The 19,772-nt window shown below is 41.1% G+C and carries 8 protein-coding genes; 4 read left to right on the top strand and 4 right to left on the bottom strand.

Annotation, left to right across the window (positions count from 1 at the left end; translation table 11 throughout):
• Positions 1-3: 3 nt before the first annotated feature.
• The 4 genes from IM793_RS02660 to IM793_RS02645 all read right to left on the bottom strand — a co-directional run bounded on the left by IM793_RS02660 (position 4) and on the right by IM793_RS02645 (position 11,445).
• A complete protein-coding gene (locus tag IM793_RS02660) occupies positions 4-3,108 on the bottom strand; it encodes a TonB-dependent receptor (protein ID WP_227256113.1) in 3,105 nt (1,034 codons plus the stop codon).
• Positions 3,109-3,764: 656 nt separating this feature from the next.
• Positions 3,765-5,735, bottom strand: a complete 1,971-nt coding sequence (locus tag IM793_RS02655; RefSeq protein ID WP_193419621.1) for a sialate O-acetylesterase — start codon at positions 5,733-5,735, stop codon at positions 3,765-3,767.
• 240 nt (positions 5,736-5,975) lie between these two features.
• The gene (locus tag IM793_RS02650; RefSeq protein WP_193419620.1) at positions 5,976-10,139 is read right to left on the bottom strand and encodes a two-component regulator propeller domain-containing protein; all 4,164 of its coding nucleotides are present in this window, start codon (positions 10,137-10,139) and stop codon (positions 5,976-5,978) included.
• 211 nt (positions 10,140-10,350) lie between these two features.
• Positions 10,351-11,445: an endo-1,4-beta-xylanase gene (locus tag IM793_RS02645; RefSeq protein WP_193419619.1), complete on the bottom strand. Its 1,095-nt coding sequence runs from the start codon at positions 11,443-11,445 to the stop codon at positions 10,351-10,353.
• Positions 11,446-11,729: 284 nt separating this feature from the next.
• On the opposite strand from IM793_RS02645, the gene IM793_RS02640 reads away from it, so the two are divergent.
• From IM793_RS02640 to IM793_RS02625, 4 genes are all read left to right on the top strand, one after another.
• Entirely contained in the window at positions 11,730-12,818 is a 1,089-nt protein-coding gene (locus IM793_RS02640; protein ID WP_193419618.1) for an endo-1,4-beta-xylanase, read from the top strand.
• Between the two features lie 284 nt (positions 12,819-13,102).
• Positions 13,103-15,730, top strand: coding sequence for a glycoside hydrolase family 3 C-terminal domain-containing protein (locus IM793_RS02635; RefSeq protein ID WP_193419617.1), 2,628 nt, complete (start codon positions 13,103-13,105; stop codon positions 15,728-15,730).
• A gap of 49 nt (positions 15,731-15,779) precedes the next feature.
• Positions 15,780-17,159 (top strand): glycoside hydrolase family 43 protein, encoded by a 1,380-nt coding sequence (locus IM793_RS02630; protein WP_193419616.1) that lies wholly within the window; start codon positions 15,780-15,782, stop codon positions 17,157-17,159.
• A gap of 82 nt (positions 17,160-17,241) precedes the next feature.
• Positions 17,242-19,299 (top strand): alpha-glucuronidase, encoded by a 2,058-nt coding sequence (locus IM793_RS02625; protein WP_193419615.1) that lies wholly within the window; start codon positions 17,242-17,244, stop codon positions 19,297-19,299.
• Positions 19,300-19,772 lie beyond the last annotated feature (473 nt).

The following is a 19,772-nucleotide window of genomic DNA, read 5'->3' as shown; positions in this document are numbered from 1 at the left end:
ATTCTAAAATGTTAAATTTAGACCTGCAACATAGTTTCGCGTTGAAGGTGTGTTCGTTCCAATAGTTAAGATTCGTCTCTGGTAAGAGTTCACCGCCTGGTTTTCATCTCCATATGAATTGGTTTCCGGATCCATGCCAGACTCTCTGTGGTAAGGAGAGAACATGACAAACGGATTTTGCACCGTTAGATACATGCGCAGCCTTACATTGGAATTTTTAATCAAATCCCTGTTAAAATCATAACCAAGAGATATGGTTCTTATTTTCAGGAATGAAGCATCAAAAAAGCCCAGTGTACTTCCGTATTTAGGATTATCACCGCTGGCAATACCACCTGGCTTAGGATATTTTGCATCGGTATTTTCAGGCGTCCAGTAATCTACCTTAACGTTGTTTCTTCGGCCTGTTAATAAATTAAGGTAACCCGCCGAACTATATAATGTGCTTACTAATGTACCGCCGCTTTTGAAAACACCAACAACATTTAAATCAAATCCCTTGTAAGCAACCCTGGTATTGAATCCACCTGTAAATTTAGGATCAATATCAATAATTTGCCTGTCTGCAGCGCCTATAGGCCTTGTCGGAACGCCGTTTGCATCGTAGTCTCCGGTATATTTAACTTTGATCATACCCACATTGCCACCAGGTTCCAGCACATTTAAATATGGATCTCCTGCCTGCCATAATCCAATTTTCTCGTAGTCATATATCGCATTGATATTATGTCCTACAAACCATGCATTTCCTTCATCACGGTCCTGTCCTGAAGCCAATGCGGTAAGTTTATTTCGGTTTGCAGAAATATTGAAACCTAAATCCCATGTCCAGCCACCCTGATTTTCGAGGATTACGCCGTTAACACTCAATTCCCATCCTTTATTCTGGGTTTGACCGATATTTGCAGTATAGCTACCTACTCCTGCTGTTGAAGGTAATGCAACATTAAGTAAGATGTCTTTGGTTTTGGTATCATAGTATTCAAAAGTACCAGAGATGCGGTTTTTCAAAATTGAGAAATCTAAACCATAATTCCAGGTCTCTGAGTATTCCCAACCCAATCCCGGGCTTGGAAGCTGGGATACATAATAACCGGTTGCGTATGTGGTGTTACCGAAATTATATGGACGGGAATTAAGTAGACCCAGTGTTTGATATGGAGCAACCGCCTGATTGGAAGTCTGACCATAACCTACACGGATTTTTAATTTATCGATAGCCGTGATGCCTTTCATGAAAGATTCATTCATCAGGTTCCATCCCGCAGAAACGGCCGGATAAGTATGCCATTTGTGTCCTGGCGCCAAACGCGAGGATCCATCTGACCGGAGTGTTGCGCTTAAAAGAAACCTGTTGTCGTAAGCATACATGATCCTTCCCATGTAGGAAACCAACCCGGTTAGGGTATAGAGCGGATTTTGAGGCGTACCGCTACCAATTGCTATCTCACCATTTGCCTGTCCAAGATTATAAAACTGGAAGGCATCAGAAGGGATATCTTTGGCAGTCATATTGGAAGAATTGAATTTATTTTGTTCTGCCGAATACAAAGCAACCGCATTAAAACTATGTTTTCCAAAACTGCGGTCATAGGTAATTAAATTCTCAAGCGTCCAATGGTAGGTTTGGGAATTACTTACTCCTGCTGTTGAAGGGGTAGTGGCTGTAGTATTGCCTATCCCAACACCGGTGAAGTTACCGTTATTGCTTTGGATAAAATCCAGACCAAGGTTTGCTCGGTATTTTAAGCCTTCAACTCCTGGAATTTTAACTTCGCCATAAAATGAATTGTAAGTGGCAAAACCACGGGTTTCATTTAGCCACTGGTCATGTAAATCCTTTACAATACCATTGGTGTAAACAAAAGATTCATCCTGCGGCATTCTGATGGTACGTTTTAAACTTCCATCTGCATTATAAGGATTTGAAATAGGGCTATTACTCAGGACAGCCCCCACTCCAACCTGGTTGCCTTCACTAATATTGTAATTGTTATTTGTAGTAAATCCAAGGCGGAAAAGCTTTCCGATTTGCTGATCGAGCGATGCTTTCATCGAATACCTCGTATACTGCTGAGTAGGAATTAAACTCTGGTTTTTATAATAACCACCACCAAAACTATAGTTACTGGTTGCTGAACCTCCGGTTACACCCAAATCATGACTGGTCACAATAGCACTTTTGTTATAAAACAAATCCTGCCAATCAGTATTTACATCATTGGATTCATCAGCACCAAGGGTGGTGAATTTTCCTGATGCGTTTCTCAGTGCAACGAATTCTGGTCCGTCCATCATCGGGTATTTTGCAAATAAGGTTTGTAAACCTGTATAGGTATTGTAGGATATTTTAGCGGGCGCTCCAACCTGGCCCCTGTTGGTGGTCAATAAAATTACGCCGTTGGCGCCCCTCGAGCCATAAATAGCAGTTGCTGAGGCATCCTTTAAGATATCGACGCTTTTAATATCGTTAGGGTTGATATCGCCAATGGAGCCGGGAAATGGAATTCCATCCAATACTACAAGTGGCTCATTACTTGCTGAAAGCGAACGCTGACCGCGAATGAGGATTTGCATGGTTGCACCCGGTTTGGTTGAGGTCTGGGAAATGTCAACACCCGCTAACCTGCCCTGTAGGGCTTGGGCGATGTTAGGTGCCGGTACTTCACGAATTTTCTCTCCCGCAATTGATGCCACAGAACCCGTTACAGCCTCTTTGCGCTGGGTACCGTAACCTACAACCACCACCTGCTCAAGTTCTGCGGCGCTTGGCTGAAGGGTGACATTTACCGTGCTCTGACCTTTCACGGGGATTTCTTTGTTGGTATAACCAACGTAAGAGAATATTAAAACCGGGTTTGCGCCCGTGGTTGTAATAGAAAAACTTCCATTTTCCTGGGATGAGGTACTGGTATTGGTTCCTTTTAAAAGGACACCCACTCCAGGCATTGCCTTACCTTGTTCATCAACAACATTTCCTTTTACCACAGTTTGTGCCTGTGCAATAAACGCTGAAAATACCAGCGCCGTTAGCAGCATAACTTTGGGTAAGCACCTGAAAAATTTCAAGCGCGATGTTACATAAGTTTGTAAAATTTCACTTCTCATATAAAATGGTTTATAAATGGTTAAAAATGAATAGAAAAAAACTTACAGTGTCAATTGAAAAATCAGCCAGCGAATAGTTAAATCACAAGCTATAAAAAACTGACTGTAAATTTCAAATCCAATTCATTATTGTTGTGATAAAGGTATTTACATTGATAAACGCCTCCTGATTTAATTGTGCATATTAGTAGTATAAATGTTCAAACCAGAATGTTTAGGTTGCTCTTTGGGAACAGGAAAATCAGCCTAAAAAACAAGGCAACTAAGTGACCAACCGTGCGGTAAAAAATAACAAGCAGTGAGACTAAAAATTTAAAATCAAACTAAGAAACGGCTTCTAAATACCAATTAAGAGCCATTTGAATGAAAAAACCGATATTAAAAGAACAGTTATACTTCGCCAAATTTTTGCAAATAAGACCTGTGAAATTGACTTATTAAGAGGTAGTAAATATGTAAAAAAGAGCCAGAATTTCAATTTATGCAATCGGTTGAATTTTTTTATTTTTATTTAACACAAGCTGTCCATATTGTAAATCCAGTTAAACAAAAAACAGGGAGAAGCCTCCAGTTTTACCGTTCTATTTAGGGCTTAAAGAGCAGCAATTTACAAGCTTGTCCAAGGTTCGATGCAGAAGTTTTCAGGTACGCATTGATTATCTTGATTGATCAACTTCTGCTTCAAAAGGCGAAGCCGGTAAATTGGCTTTGTTATACAAATTTGCCCTATCGGGATTATCTGCCCAGGCATAACGGATAAAGACAGGCTTTACAACCAAAGGGCTTGAGAGCACAACAGTATCTCCCACTATCCTGGCCTGTGCCCAATAAAAAACCTTATCCTCACCCGCAATGGCAAAACCGGTCAGTTTATCAGCTCCTTTAATCATTAGCCCGGGCTTGCTATGGTCAAAATTTATGGTTACTTCAGATCCACTTACATGATTTGATTTATAAATAGGTCCCGAATAAATAATCTCCTGGTCATGGTAAGCTAAATGTGAGGCCCATAGCGCCAAACGTTCTCCTACGTCTTTTTTATCCAGCGGATGAATATCATTCCATTCACCAGCATCAATAGCCACAGCCATTCCTGTGTTTGGTACTGAAAGTGCCTGCAGCTGGCTTTGCCTGAACTCCGCCCAATTACTTTCTTCAGGCAAATAGCTGGCTTCCATAAAATTAGGCAACTGTGCATAAATAAACGGCAGATCTCCCTGCTTCCATTTATTGCGCCAGTCTTTTATCAGCGCCGGTAACAATTGCCCGTATGCTTTCGGATCTCCGGTATTCGATTCACCCTGGTACCAGACAAAACCTTTTATTGCAAACCGTACGGCGGGCGAAACCATGGTATTAAATAATCCGGTTGGTTCATTCTGCGCAACTAACGGCATTTCGGTCTCACCGCGGAAAGCCTGGTTTTGCTTTGGCTGAGCATAACCTACTTCGAAACTCCATTCCCCACGTAAGTCTATTTTCCTTTCCGGAGTGAGCAAGGAATAGTTTTTATCTGGCACAAAGCCCCCTTTACCGCTACTACTCACAACTTTAACGATCAGGATGTTTTTTCCGCTTTTCAACAGCCCGGCAGGAATAACATACCTGCGTGGAGGATATTGATAGGTAGTGTTGCCAATAAATTTACCATTAAGGAACACAGAATCTGCATCGATGATGCGGCCAAGGTAAAGCTTAGCCTGCTGTCCGCTCATTTCTGCGGGGATTTGCAGTTCTTTTCTGAAATAAAATATCCCGTTGAAGTTCCGGATCCCCTGATCAGCCCAATAACCCGGCATCCAGAATTTTCGCCAGCCGCTGGCATTAAAATCCGGATCGATCCATTTTACCGGACCCAAAAGACCTTCATCAACTACAGGAACTGTTGTAGGCCTTGCTAAGTTCTTCTCTTTAAGCCTTTTTTGATAATTGGCCATAAATGCCGAATCTCTGAAATTGTTTATTTTTTTCGTCTGTGCCGGATTCGTCAAAAATGCATCACGACTCATCCAGGCCTCAATCGGGGTACCGCCGACGCTTGAATTGATGATGCCTATTGGAATGTTATATTTTTGAAAGAGTGTTTTTGCGAAAAAATAACTTGTTCCTCCGAAGCTCAATATCCCTGCACCAGTAGCCGGAACCCATTTGCCCGGAGGAAGATCGATCGATTCTCCAGACAGGTTTGATTTGGTTGGAACGAAAAAGTTTCTGATCAAAGGAAAATGATCCTTTTCTATTACCTTAGGATAAGCTTCTTTTAACCGCTCCATTGGCAGGGCCATATTGGATTGTCCCGAACAAAACCACACATCTCCCAGCATAATATCATCAAGGGTAATTGTATTTTCACCTTTAACAATCATTTTAAAAGGGCCGCCGGCTTTCATCTTTGTCATTTTTACTGACCATGAGCCTTGTTCATCGGTGATAGCCTTATACGTTTTCCCGTTAAAACTGATCGTTATTTTTTCTTTTGCTGCCGCCCAGCCCCATATCGTTAAGGGAGTTTCGCGTTGAAGCACCATGTGGCTGGATACCAACTGGGGTAAAGTAACGTTGCCAGAAACCGAAAAACTGAAAACCAGTAGCCAGGTGAAGCAGCATAAAATTAATTTTGTTCTCATAATGTTAGGTTAGACAAAGTTTTTTTGTCTGATCTCTTAAGCCCATTTTCAGCATTTCTATTTACACATGATAAACATGCAGGATGTTATCCATCATAATGCAAATACATCTTATCAATTCAAAATTATCCAACAGTACTGATCTTTTCCTGATCGTTTGAATATAATGCTGCGATTAATGTTCAATTATGCCTGTTCTCTTTACTTCGTTTTCCCATTAATGTGTTCCGGGATTTACCATCAGGCAGGATTATCTTGTTTACGGTGCAGATTTAAATATTCTGAAGGTTGCATTCCGAATTTTAACTTAAATGATTTGGCAAAATAATTGGGTGTTGCAAAACCTACCAGATAGGCAATCTGAGAAATGTTCAAATCACTTTTAACTAATAAGGCAGCTGCTTTATCAAGTTTAACCGAACGTATATATTCAACAGGCGAAAGGCCGGTTAGTTCAAGAACTTTATGATAAAGCGAGCCCCGGCTCATCCCTACATTTTTACTTAAATCCTCAACCGACAATTGTGAATTATTGATATTATCTTCAATATACTTCAGAATATTCTTGAGTAACTTATCACCGTGGGATTCAACTAAAATTTCTGCTGTCTCCATTTTGATCTGTTTGGTATAAGTGTTTTTCAGGGTCCGGTTGAGAACCAAAAGGTTTTTGATTTTAACATTGAGGATATCAATATTAAAGGGCTTGGTGAGGTAGTCATTAGCCCCGATTTCGAGCCCGGTTAATTGTTCCTGTTCGCCGGTGAGCGCGGTTAATAGAATAACCGGAATATGTTTTGTCCTTTTATCTTCTTTTATTTTTTTGCACAGTTCAATCCCCGTCATATTTGGCATACTAATATCGCTAACGATGAGTTCAGGGTGGTTTGCCAACGTTTTTTGCCAGCCCTCCTTACCGTCAGCCGCTTCCACAATACGGTAATTGGACTTCAAATTATCCCGAAGATATTCCCTGAGGTCCTGATTATCTTCTACCAGAAGAATGGTATGGATTTCTGCATCTGTTTCGCTCAGTGCTTTATCTGAAGCTTCCTCCTGAACTTCAAATGGTATTTCCGGACTGGAAAAATCCAGATTAAGCTTTTCGATATGGTCTAGCAGGGGCAAAGGCAGAGCTATTTTGAAATGTGTACCTTTTCCAACTTCGCTTTGCAAATCAATAGTTCCTCCCTGGATTTTGACAAATTCTTTAATGATGGAGAGCCCAATCCCACTTCCCTGGTTGAGAATGGAAACTTCGGTATCGGCCTGAAAAAACCTTTCAAATACTTTCTGCTGTTCTTCTTCGCTAATGCCGATTCCGGTATCGCTAACGGTAATTAAAACAGTTTCTCCCTGCTCATTGCGCTGATTTTTCTTCAAATCAACGGTGATAGTACCGCCTGATGGTGTAAATTTAAAGGCATTAGAGAGCAGGTTAAATAAAACACGTTCCAGTTTGTCGTGGTCAAACTCAGTTGGATAACTGTCAAACTGGGTTTGAAAAGAAAGACATATAGATTTACGTTCGCTTAAATCGTTGAAAGATTCTATTACATCAGCGATAAAGGAAACCAGCTCACCTTTCTTATTATTTATCTTGAGTTCATTTTCTTCAATTTTGCGAAAATCAAGGATTTGGTTCACCAGGTTGAGCAAGCGACGGGCATTTCGCTTCACTATTTTAAGAGAAGCGTTTTTAGCATCTCCCTCCTCTTCGGAAATGAGCTTCTCCACCGGCCCCAGGATCAGTGATAGCGGCGTACGAAACTCATGGCTGAGGTTGGTGAGAAATTTAATCTTTAACGAATCCAGTTCATGCAGCCGCTCTGCCTCTTTTCTATCCTGCAAAATTTGCTGCTCAATTTTTGTTTTCTCCTGAAGCAGTGCAAACTTTCTCTCCAGGTTTTTAATCCCCCGGTGACGAATGTAAAGCAAGGTACCGGCAATAACGAGCAGGTAAAAAGCATAAGCATATATGGTTCGCCACCACGGTGGGTGAACAATTATTTTTATTGAAGACTCCGTTGTATTCCATACACCATCATTGTTACTCGCCCGCACATGGAAAATATATTCTCCGGGATCGAGATTGGTATAGGAAACTGTTTTAGTAGTACCCGCATCAATCCATTCTTTATTAAAACCTTCGAGTTTGTAACTGTAACGGTTTTGTTCTGGTGCAGTATAATTTACACTCACAAAACTCAGTGAAAAATTTTGCTTGTAATCCAGGTCAATTCTTTTTGCAACAGAAATATGTTCGGTTATCGGCCCTTCATCGCTGGCCTCGATGGTACTGTTGGAAATCTTTAACTCGGTAAAAAGAACCGGGGGTACATTTTGAATTTTTCTGAATCCGGCCGGATTGAAGTAATTCATTCCTTCTGCCCCACCAAAGAATATTTCACCGTCTTTACATTTCAGCGCTGCTCCCCTGATAAAGTTATTGTTCTGCACCCCATTGTATACGCCATAGTTGCTAAATTTTCGGGTTTTAGGATCAAACCGGCTGATTCCTTTGTTAGTACTTAACCAAAGATTATGATTGTCATCTTCCACGATGGCATCGACAACAGCACTTGCCAGCCCCTCACGTTCGGCAAAATTTATAAATTTACCTGTTTTTTGATCCAGTAAATTCAAGCCACCACCTGCAGTTCCGATCCAGATCCGCCCTTTCGAATCTTCAAGAAAAGCCTGCGCAATCTCACCATGAAGGCCCGAATTTAGCTCGTCATAATGTTTAATAATGGTCTTATCCGCATTAATCATGGCCAAGCCAGAACCATGAGAACCTATCCATACGTTTGCAAACCGGTCTTCTTTAATAAAACGTATATAATTATTAAGCGGAAGTTTGCGGTCTATGGGTGACTTAACTTTGTTTGTGTATCTCAAAACTACCTTATGATCAGCATCCATAACATTGATCCCACCACCATTGGTACCCACCCATATCAACCCACTTTTATCCTGGTTGATGCAAAACACATCGTCTGAATTAAGTCCAGAATCTTTATTTGTTTTCCTGATAGAGGTCGCTTTGGTTAACGTTGAATCCAGAACAATCAGGCCATAGCTGAAGGTACCCACATAAAGTTTCTTAGCTGAACTGACAAACAAAGACATCAGGGGTACCGGTGATTGCAGACCAAGTTTCTTCAGGTCTACCTTGTGGAACAGGGCCGTATTTCTGTTGAAGATACTCAAGCCACCGCCTTCAGTAGCTACATATATATTGTTGTTATTTTTAGTTGCAAATGAAGTTACCACGGGGGCATCTAAACCATATACATCGAAAACATTACTTCGGATCAGGTTGAAAAGGTTGAGGTTACTATCAAACTTATTAATCCCCTCCCGGTATAAGCCCAGCCAGTATATTCCTTGCTTATCTATATACACATATTTTACACTGGTTCCGCGCAGACTGTAAGAGTTGCGTGGATTTGGCCGGTATACCGTTACTTTTTTAGTACGGAGATCAAAAACGTTAAGTCCATCTTCGGTGCCGAGCCATAACTGACCATTTTTTGATAGAGCTATACTTTGAACAACATTGCTGCTCAGCGAATTGGGATCCCCCGGAATATGCTTGTAATTCACAAACCCCATACCATCCGGTTTAAGCATACTCAGGCCAGAGGTAGTGCCGATCCAGATATTTCCACTATCATCTTCAGCTAAAGACTTCACCATAGTTCCTGCCAGGTGCACGGGTTTATCGGCTGCAGACCCTATTCTGGTAAAAGAAGAGTTTTTTCGGTTAAAAAGGAATAATCCGTCCTCCGTTCCCACCCACATCCTGTGCTTGCTGTCTTCCATCAGGATGTTGATCATTACTGGCGGAAGTTTTCCAAACTGGTTGGCGGCTATTGGAAATTTGGAAACCTTTTTAGTGTCCGGATCAAAAACATCGAGCCCCGTAAAGGTAGCCACCCATATTTTACCTAAATAATCACTGGTGATATACCTGATCAGGCTGTGACTGAATCCTGTTGGGGTATTTGAAGCAGGATAGTTAATGAAAGCGTTTTTCCTTCTGTCAAAAAGCGCAAGCGAACCTCCACTGGTACCAATCCAAAGATTTCCCCGCCGGTCTTCGTGAATTGACTTAACCTCGTTTGCCTGAATACTCGAAGAATCGTTTGCCTGGTGTTTATAGGTTGTAAAGTTAGTGCCATCAAATTTATTTAATCCGTCTTCGGTACCAAACCACATCAAGCCATATTTATCTTTGAAAATTACGGTTACATTATTAGAAGATAACCCGTTTTTAGAGGTGAGCGAGGTGAAACGCAATTCTGGCTGCTGCGTTTTCGGTTGTGCCACAGCACTTACAGCGCTAAAAAGCACATAGATAAATAGAACTAATGATCGATATGCAGACCCTTTGAGCATAATAAGTATTTTGCTGTATTAATAAAATTTTAACTTCAAAGGCGTTGAATGGCTGCAAAATGAGCTAAAATCTGATGAAGAGTCAAAATTATTTGGATACATGATCTATTTGGTTTAGTGGCGGTAAGATAAAAAAACTAATTTAGTTCATCGCAACATAACAGCTTGAATGGTACATTTTCTTCATTATTTAGATAAAACTGATTATTCACTAAAAATTAACCACACCCCGATAAGCTTTCTTTCTTTGCAGGTTTTGATCAAAGAGCAGTGGGTAATTTTTCCTTCCGGGTACCGGATATTGATCGAGCCATGTAGAGCGATCTGAAAGATTCCAGAAAGTTACACTGCTGATATTCTTTTTAAATTCCCTGAAAATAGAAAAAAGCCTGGCGTATCTGTCACTTTGCTTTTTTTCCAGCACTGCGGTCAGGCTGTCGGGCTCACCGGGTTTCTTTGCTCTTAAATTTTTCTCCCATTTATAGATAGACATATCCATTTCTGTGATCTGAATCTGCAGGCCAAGAGAAGCATATAATTTTAAAGATTCCCTTAACTCGGTGTCGCTGGGCTCAAAAACAGACCAATGTCCCTGCAAGCCTACTCCATGAACAGGCACCTTAGCATCAACCAGTTTTTTAAGCATTTTATAAATTTTTGCTCTTTTTGCAGGTCGTTCCGAGTTGTAGTCATTATAAAAAAGCAATGCATCAGGATCAGCCTGATGTGCATATTCGAAGGCCTTGGCAATAAACTCCTCTCCACAGATCTCCTTCCATAAAGAAGGTCTCAAATATTGATCATCTTCATCACCAATAACTTCATTAACCACATCCCAGGCATATACCTTCCCCTTGTATCTTCCCACAACGGTTGTGATATGGTCTTTAAGCCGTTTAAGCAACAACTCTTTATCAACCCGTCCTCCCGAACTGTTCTTAAAAATCCAGCCCGGTACCTGCTCATGCCAGCACAAGGTATGCCCCCTTATTTTAATCCGGTTGTTAAGTGCAAAATTAACCAGTGCATCGGCTTCAGTCCAATTATAAACATCCTCACGAGGATGAATGGGTTGCATTTTCATCGCATTCTCGGGCGTTATACTATTAAATTCCTTTAAAAGTAAAGCACCCTGCTCTCCCTTTATGGTTTGGGAAGAAACCGCAACCCCAATGTTGAAGTAAGACTGATAATAATCTTTTAAGCCGGGGTTATTTTTTTTAGCCCTGGTGTAACTGCCACAGCTGGAAAAAGCTGCGAAAAGAGCAACAGTAAAGACGGCAATGAGAAATTTAGTTTTACGCATTATATTTGGTTAAATGGCAATTCGATTTCATTCTATGATCAATGCAGAAAAAAATCGAGTAAATTTAGGCCTAAGTAGATAGATCAACAGTCATATTTGTTATAAACATAAGAACAGATGTTTAAAAAGGCACAAATAAGCAGAGTTGATCACAAGATAAGCAACCGGGCAATCATGTCATAAATTCATTACATGACATTTGTTTCATAAAATTGACGATAAGAAGCCTGGTCAGCCTCGAAAACATGCGATTTTGCAAACTTTTAGCATTACCCTGATCAAATATGAGAAAACCGAATATCATCCCCTACCTGGCCGTCTTACTCTTGGCTACCGGAATAGTTTTTAGCGCATATAAAAGCCAGGAAGTTAATGCCAAAGGACTGAAAGACTACTACCAAAAATATTTCCCCATAGGAGTAGCTATTACGCCATGGGACCTTAGTGGAGATAAACGGAATTTGATTCTTAACCAGTTCAACAGCATCACAGCTGAAAATGCAATGAAAATGGGTCCTATTCATCCCATGGAAAATACCTACAACTGGAAAATTGCAGATTCTATAGCCGCTTTCGCCAGGATTAATGGTTTAAAGTTACGTGGCCATTGCCTGGTATGGCACAAGCAAACGCCAAACTGGTTGTTTAAAGGCGAAGACGGAAATATGGTTTCGAAAGAAATTTTATTAAAACGGATCCGGGAGCACATCAATACAGTGGTAAACAGGTATAAGAAAGACATTTACGCCTGGGATGTAGTAAATGAAGTGATTGCGGACGATTCTGCTTATTTCAGGAAATCGCCACTCTATCAGATCGCAGGTGAGGATTTTGTAGAAATGGCGTTCAGGTATGCCCACCAGGCCGACCCAAAGGCCCAACTGTTTTACAACGATTACAATACAGAACAGCCATTAAAGCGTGATAAAATTTACAGAATGCTTAAGGGTTTGTTGGCTAAGGGTGTTCCAATACATGGCGTTGGCCTCCAGGGGCACTGGTCGATAAATAACCCTAGCCGTTCTGAACTGGAAAAATCCATTGCACTATTTTCGTCGCTGGGACTTAAAGTTCAAATCACCGAGCTTGATGTATCGGTTTATAGTGGTAACCAGGGCGGACGGTTAATTAAGGGCAATGCAAGCAGCGAGGTTGAACCATTCACTCCGGAAATGGAAGAAAAGCAACTCAGCCAATATAAAATGATTTTTGAAGTGCTGCGCAAATACAAAGCCAACATTACCGGCGTTACATTCTGGAATTTATCAGATCGGTACAGCTGGCTGGACAATCGCGGACCTAAAAATTATCCGCTGTTGTTCGATAAAAATCTAATGCCTAAAAAAGCATTTTTCGAGGTGATAAAATTCTAATGAATAGGTTTACCTTACATTGTCAGGACAGGTACTCATTAAATCACGTTTTAAAATTAGTGCGGAACCCGTCAAAAAGTTTTTAGAGCCTTATTAATGCGTTGAAATGGTCTTAGACTACGCTCAGACTGACATACGAAATAAATTTAATTTTAAACAGGCTTTTAGTCTATTCACAATAATATTAACCAAATAAATCTATCAAAATCATTGGAATCTTCCTTATCTGTAAAGCGAACAGATGTAAAGAAAATTCTTATCAATGAATTTTTAGCAGCCCAATTATGAGAAAACACAACTACTTTAAAAAATTACTTCTTGTAATCCTTTTCTGCAATTTATGCAGTTTGGTGAAAGCCCAGGAATACCCTTTCCAGGACTACAAACTTCCATTTGAAAAAAGGGTAGATGATTTGGTTTCAAGGCTTAGCCTGGATGAAAAGGTAATGCAAATGCTTAATGCTGCACCGGCGATTCCGCGATTTAAGATTCCGGCGTACGATTGGTGGAATGAAACGTTACACGGAGTAGCGAGAACACCTTTTAAAGTGACCGTTTATCCTCAGGCAATTGCCATGGCTGCAACCTTCGATCCTTCAGCGCTTTATAAAATGGCCGACTATTCGGCTTTAGAAGGAAGGGCTATTTACAATAAAGCACTAGAACAGGGCAGAACAAATGAACGCTATCTTGGCTTAACCTACTGGACGCCAAACATCAATATCTTTCGCGATCCGCGCTGGGGAAGAGGTCAGGAAACCTACGGTGAAGATCCTTACCTGACAGGTACCCTGGGAGATGCTTTTGTAAGGGGCTTGCAAGGTGATGACCCAAAATACCTCAAGGCTGCCGCCTGTGCCAAACACTATGCGGTACATAGCGGTCCTGAACCGCTTCGACATGTGTTTAATACTACAGTAAGCGATTTTGATCTCTGGGATACCTATTTACCGGCATTTGAAAAACTGGTTACACAATCAAAAGTTGCAGGTGTAATGTGCGCATATAACGCTTTTCAAGGACAGCCTTGTTGCGCGAATGATCTTTTAATGACGGATATTCTGCGCAGGAAATGGAACTTTAAGGGCTATGTAACCTCAGACTGCTGGGCCATAGATGACTTTTACAAAAACCACAAAACACATCCAAATGCGGCATCAGCTGCTGCAGATGCCGTTTTTCATGGAACCGATCTCGATTGTGGTACAGAAGCTTATAAGGCTTTGATTACCGCTGTGAAAACAGGAATTATTAAAGAAAAAGATATTGATGTTTCAGTGAAAAGGTTGTTCATGATCCGTTTCAGACTGGGTATGTTCGATCCATCCTCGATGGTTAAATACGCCAATACCCCGAGTAGTGTGCTGGAAAATAGCGAGCATAAGGCACATGCACTTAAAATGGCACGTGAATCGATGGTATTGCTCAGAAATGAATCACATACGCTGCCTTTAAAAAAGAATCTCAAAAAAATCGTTGTACTGGGGCCTAATGCAGATAACTCAATCTCCGTACTGGGAAATTATAATGGCATTCCCTCCAAAATCACCACTGTTTTACAAGGCATCCGTGATAAGGTTGGTAAACAGACCGAGGTTGTTTACCAGCAGGCTGTTTCTTTCACCAATGATACACTGTTAAGTTACCTGGATTTAAATAGTGAATATAAAATTGACGGTGTTCAGGGCTTTAAGTCAGAATATTTTAGCAACATTTCATTGGAAGGTAAACCGGTGTTAACCAGGACTGAGCCTAAACTTGAAAACAGCTGGCAGGAAGGCGAAAAAATTGCAGATAAATTAACCGCTAATAATTTTTCTGCCAGATACAGCACCACATTCAAGCCCACAAGCACTGGTTCCATCACCTTCGAATTGAATGCTGATGATGGATACCGTTTTATCATTAACGGCAAAAATGTAATTGACGCATGGTCGAGAAACCGTTGGGGCGCTAAAACTTATAAATTAGAAACATCGAAAGATTCGGTTTACAACCTGGTTATAGAATACTGGCAGGGCGAGGGAAGTGCAAACGTCCGTTTAAGGGCAGGCACCTATATCAGAACTGATTTCAAAGCGCTTGTTAAAACCCATGCAGATGCTGACGCCTTCGTATTTGTCGGCGGGATTTCTCCGCAGCTGGAAGGCGAGGAGATGAGGGTCGATTATCCCGGATTTAGCGGTGGGGACAGAACTTCAATTATGTTGCCTGCAGCTCAGACCGCATTAATGAAATCCCTGAAAGAAAGTGGAAAACCAGTCGTTTTTGTGATGATGACCGGTAGCGCCATTGCGATACCATGGGAAGCTGAAAACATTCCCGCTATTCTGAATGCATGGTATGGCGGACAGGCTACAGGTGAAGCAGTAGCTGATATTCTTTTTGGAGACTACAGCCCTTCAGGAAGATTGCCTGTAACTTTTTATGCGAGCGATAAGGACCTTGGGGATTTTAGCGATTATAGCATGAAAAACAGGACATACCGGTATTTTAAAGGCAAACCGCTTTATGGATTTGGTTATGGGCTTAGCTATTCTTCTTTTTTATATGAAAAATTTGTTGCTCCTGCGGCATTAAAAGCAGGCAAAGGCACAGAGGTGTCGGTTATGGTGAGCAATAAAGGAAAGTTTAGGAGTGATGAGGTGGTTCAGTTATACCAACTCAACAACCAAAAATCCATCAAATCAGCAGCAAAGGCCCTGAAAGGATTTAAACGCATTAGTCTTGAACCCGGACAAAGTAAACTGGTTAAATTCAGCTTAAAAGCAAATGATCTGTCTTATATCGGTCAGGATGGCTCAAGACAATTTTACAAAGGCAGTATTACATTAGCTGTTGGCGGCAGTCAGCCCGATGAGTTATCTCCAAAAAGCGGAAATATTATGAAAAAAGTTATCCGGGTAAACTAAACTTAAGTGCCGTGATAAAATAATCGACAACACCTTAGAAACAACTTTAATGAAAGAACTAAACCAAAAATACTTTAAACTCGCGCTCCTGTTTTGTTTGTTATTCACATTGGCAAAAAATTCCTTTGCCGATGATCATATTGCCAGCCACCGGCACCTGGCAGATCCGGCTACACTGGTCTATAACGGAAGAGTTTATTTATATGCATCCAACGATGATGACAATTCAAACGATAAGGATAGTGGATATAAAATGAAATCGATTGTTTGTATTTCAAGCAGTGACATGAAAAACTGGACGGATCATGGTGTTGTGTTTGAGGCGCCAAGAGACGTAACCTGGGCCAACAGAACCTGGGCACCCTCAGTTATCGCCAGAAATGGTAAAATTTATCTTTATTTTGGTAATGGCGGATCAGGGATTGGTGTAGCCACAGCTTCCTCTCCAACTGGGCCATTCAAAGATCCATTAGGCAAAAAGTTAATTGATAACGAAACCCCTGGTGTACAGCCTGCAAAAAATATGTGGTTATTTGATCCAATGACCTTTTTAGATGATGACGGACAGGCCTATTTATACTTTGGGGGCAATGGTGAAGATAATATGCGGTTAATTAAACTCAATGAAGATATGATTAGTTTGAATGGTCGGGCAACTTCTTTTCATGTACCTTCCTTTTTTGAAGCTTCTTGGATGCATAAACGAAATGGAAATTACTATTTTTCCTATTCCTCAAATCCGAAAGCAGAAATGAGGATTGATTATATGATGAGTAAAAGTCCAACTACCGGATTTGTTTACAAAGGCGTTATAGGTGCACAACCACCCAATAACAACAACAATAATCACCACGGCATATTTGAATTTAAAGGAAAGTGGTACCATGCCTATCATAACAGAGTTGTCGCTATTAAAAAAGGTATTCCTCCGGTTTATAAACGAAACCTGGCCATAGAAGAATTGAATTATAATGCTGATGGTACAATTGCCCAGGTGATTTATACCGAAAACGGCGTAACACAAATTGGCGCGGTAAATCCTTATGAGCGCAATCAGGCTGAAATGTTGCAGGATCAAAACGGGGTTGCGACTAAAAACAATGACGATGGTGGGATGCTGGTTACGGGATTAAAGAATAATGCCTGGATTAAAATTCAAGGTGTAGACTTCGGAAAAAAAGGGCCAAAATCCTTTAGTGCCAGATTGAGCGGACTTTCTTCAGGCTCAAGCCTGGAAGTGCGCATAGGAAGTATAACGGGAAAGCAAATTGCAAAAATGGTATCTTCGAAAAAAGACGAAAGTGGCTTACAAACTTTATCAGTTAAAACCGGGGAGGTAAAGGGCAAAGTTGGTATTTATCTTTTGGTAACCAGCTCAAACCCATCTGCGTCTTTAGATATAGACTGGTGGAGTTTTCAGCAACGATAAACTAACAGAACTATGAAATTAAAGTGATGCTGTGCTATAAAAGTAGTTCTAAGCATAAACTTTGCATTATCAAAACGGGAAAATGAAAGCATATATAAACAAACTGATTATCATTGCATTTTTGCTATTAGGTAGTTCAGCGCTATTGAAAGCAGAGGATGGCCAGGCCCTGTGGCTGAGAGGCAATTCCAATATTAAAGTGACCATTTCCGGCCCTGGTCACTCACCTGTAGTCGACATCGCGATTGCTGAGCTTAAAAGAGGCTGGCGCGGAAAACCGGATATGGTTCTAAACCTCAGGATTAGCGACAATCCGGCAATTAAAGGTGATGGATTTCAACTGGAAGAATCCTCGATAAGCGCCAGAACAGAACTGGGTTTATTGTACGGCGCTTACGAGCTGCTCAGAAGTCAATATCTTGGCGTTACTAACCGAAGGTTCGTTTCAAACCCTTCCTACTCCAGAAGAATCCTGAACCATTGGGATAACCTTGACGGCAGCATCGAAAGAGGTTATGCTGGTCGTTCAATATTCTGGGGAGAAAAAGAAAACGGACTGAGTATTACAGAGCAGGATAAAGAGAAATGGACAGCTTACGCAAGGGCAAATGCATCTATTGGTATCAATGGTTCGGTTTTAAATAATGTCAATGCATCCGCCAAAATTCTCTCTAAGCCTTATTTAGAGAAAGTACGTGCGATCGCTGAGCGTTTACGCCCTTACGGGATAAAAACTTATTTATCAGTCAATTTTTCTTCGCCTGTGCTTATAGGCAAATTAAAAAAAGCCGATCCGTTAGATCCCCAGGTTCAACAATGGTGGAAAGATAAAGTAGCGGAAATTTATAAACTTATCCCTGACTTCGGTGGATTTCTGGTGAAGGCAAACAGTGAAGGACAACCAGGTCCACAGGATTATGGCAGAACCCATGTAGATGGTGCCAATATGATGGCCGATGCGCTGGAACCCTTCGGCGGAATTGTGATGTGGCGTGCCTTTGTTTACAATCCATCTCCCGAGGACAGAACCAAACAAGCTTATAAAGAATTTTTACCGCTGGACGGAGCGTTCAGAAAAAATGTAATCCTACAGGTAAAAAATGGCCCACTTGATTTTCAGCCGAGGGAACCTTTCAGTCCCTTATTTGGAGGAATGACAAAAACGCCCGTTATGCCTGAATTTCAAATTACCCAGGAGTACCTGGGTGGCTCAAAGCAACTTGTTTTCCTCTCTACCTTATGGGAAGAGTGTTTAAATAGTGAAACTTTTAAAAATGGGAAGGGCAGCACTGTTGCCGCCTGCACCGATGGCTCATTAAGCAAAACTGATTTTACCGCCATTGCTGGAGTGGCTAACATTGGTAATGATATAAACTGGACCGGACACACCTTTGCGCAAGCCAACTGGTACGCATTTGGGAGGCTTGCTTGGAATAATAAACTTGAAAGTAAAGTAATTGCTGCAGAATGGATTAAACAAACCTTTCTTGATAATAAAGCAAAAAAAACCGACGCTAAATTTGTTAAAACTGTTCAGGAGATAATGATGGAGAGCAGGGATGCAGCCGTTGATTATATGATGCCCCTGGGTTTACACCATATTTTCGCTGAAGGTCATCATTACGGACCTGCGCCATGGTTTTCTAATGATAAAATCCGTGCAGACTGGACTTCAGTATATTACCATAAAGCGGACGAGCAGGGAATTGGTTTTGACAGAACCCGTAACGGAAGTGATGCGGTTGACCAATACCATGAGCCATTGAGTTCAACCTTTAATAACCTCTCCAGCTGTCCTGAAATTTATCTGCTTTGGTTTCACCACGTGCCATGGTCTTACCGATTAAAAAGTGGAAATGATTTATGGACTGAGCTCTGCCTGCGCTATGATCGGGGTGTTAATAAAGTGAGGTCTTTTCAAAAAGACTGGGATAGAATGGACGGCGCAATAGACAAGGAAAGGTTTCAGGAAGTACAGTCGAAACTTAGAACCCAGTCGAGAGATGCGCAAATATGGAAAGATGCCTGTCTGCTGTATTTCCAGCAGTTTAGTAAAAGGGAGATTCCATTTGACATTGAGCGCCCTGTACATGATCTTCAATCGCTTAAAGAATTAACTAAAAGCAGGGATTATCAATAAAAAAGATTGTGTTATGCCAACCGATTCCAATAGATCGTCGTCATCTCGACTGCAGCGCAGCGAAATGGAGAGATCTTTGTACCGAGTTATGAATCAAATTTAGAAGATTTTGCTTCGTAGAGCTTTCGGATTCTCCACTACGGTCGCAATTACAAATTCAAATAGAAAAGTCGTCATCCGATAGCTATCGGATGCGAGGAGGAACGACGAAGCAATCTTTTACGCTCAAACCTCACGATCAAGATTGCTTCCCCGAAAATCGGGGCAGGCTGTCGGCTGAAAAAGCCTTCTCGCCAGGATGATTATTCTTTCGGTCCGTCACCCTGAACTTGTTTCAGGGTCTTACTTTTATTATAGTTTTTCACCATATAAGAAATGTAAGAGCATATAAGGCATTGCGCCTAATATTTTGGTGCTCTTTGTGTCTTGGTGATTAATCTTTTCTCCACTGCATCGTCTTTGCGAGTAGCCAT

This window comes from Pedobacter sp. MR2016-19 (assembly GCF_014947265.1).
GTDB lineage: Bacteria > Bacteroidota > Bacteroidia > Sphingobacteriales > Sphingobacteriaceae > Pedobacter.
The sequence above is the reverse complement of the archived record's forward strand: the minus strand, read 5'-3'. Positions and strand labels throughout refer to the sequence as shown.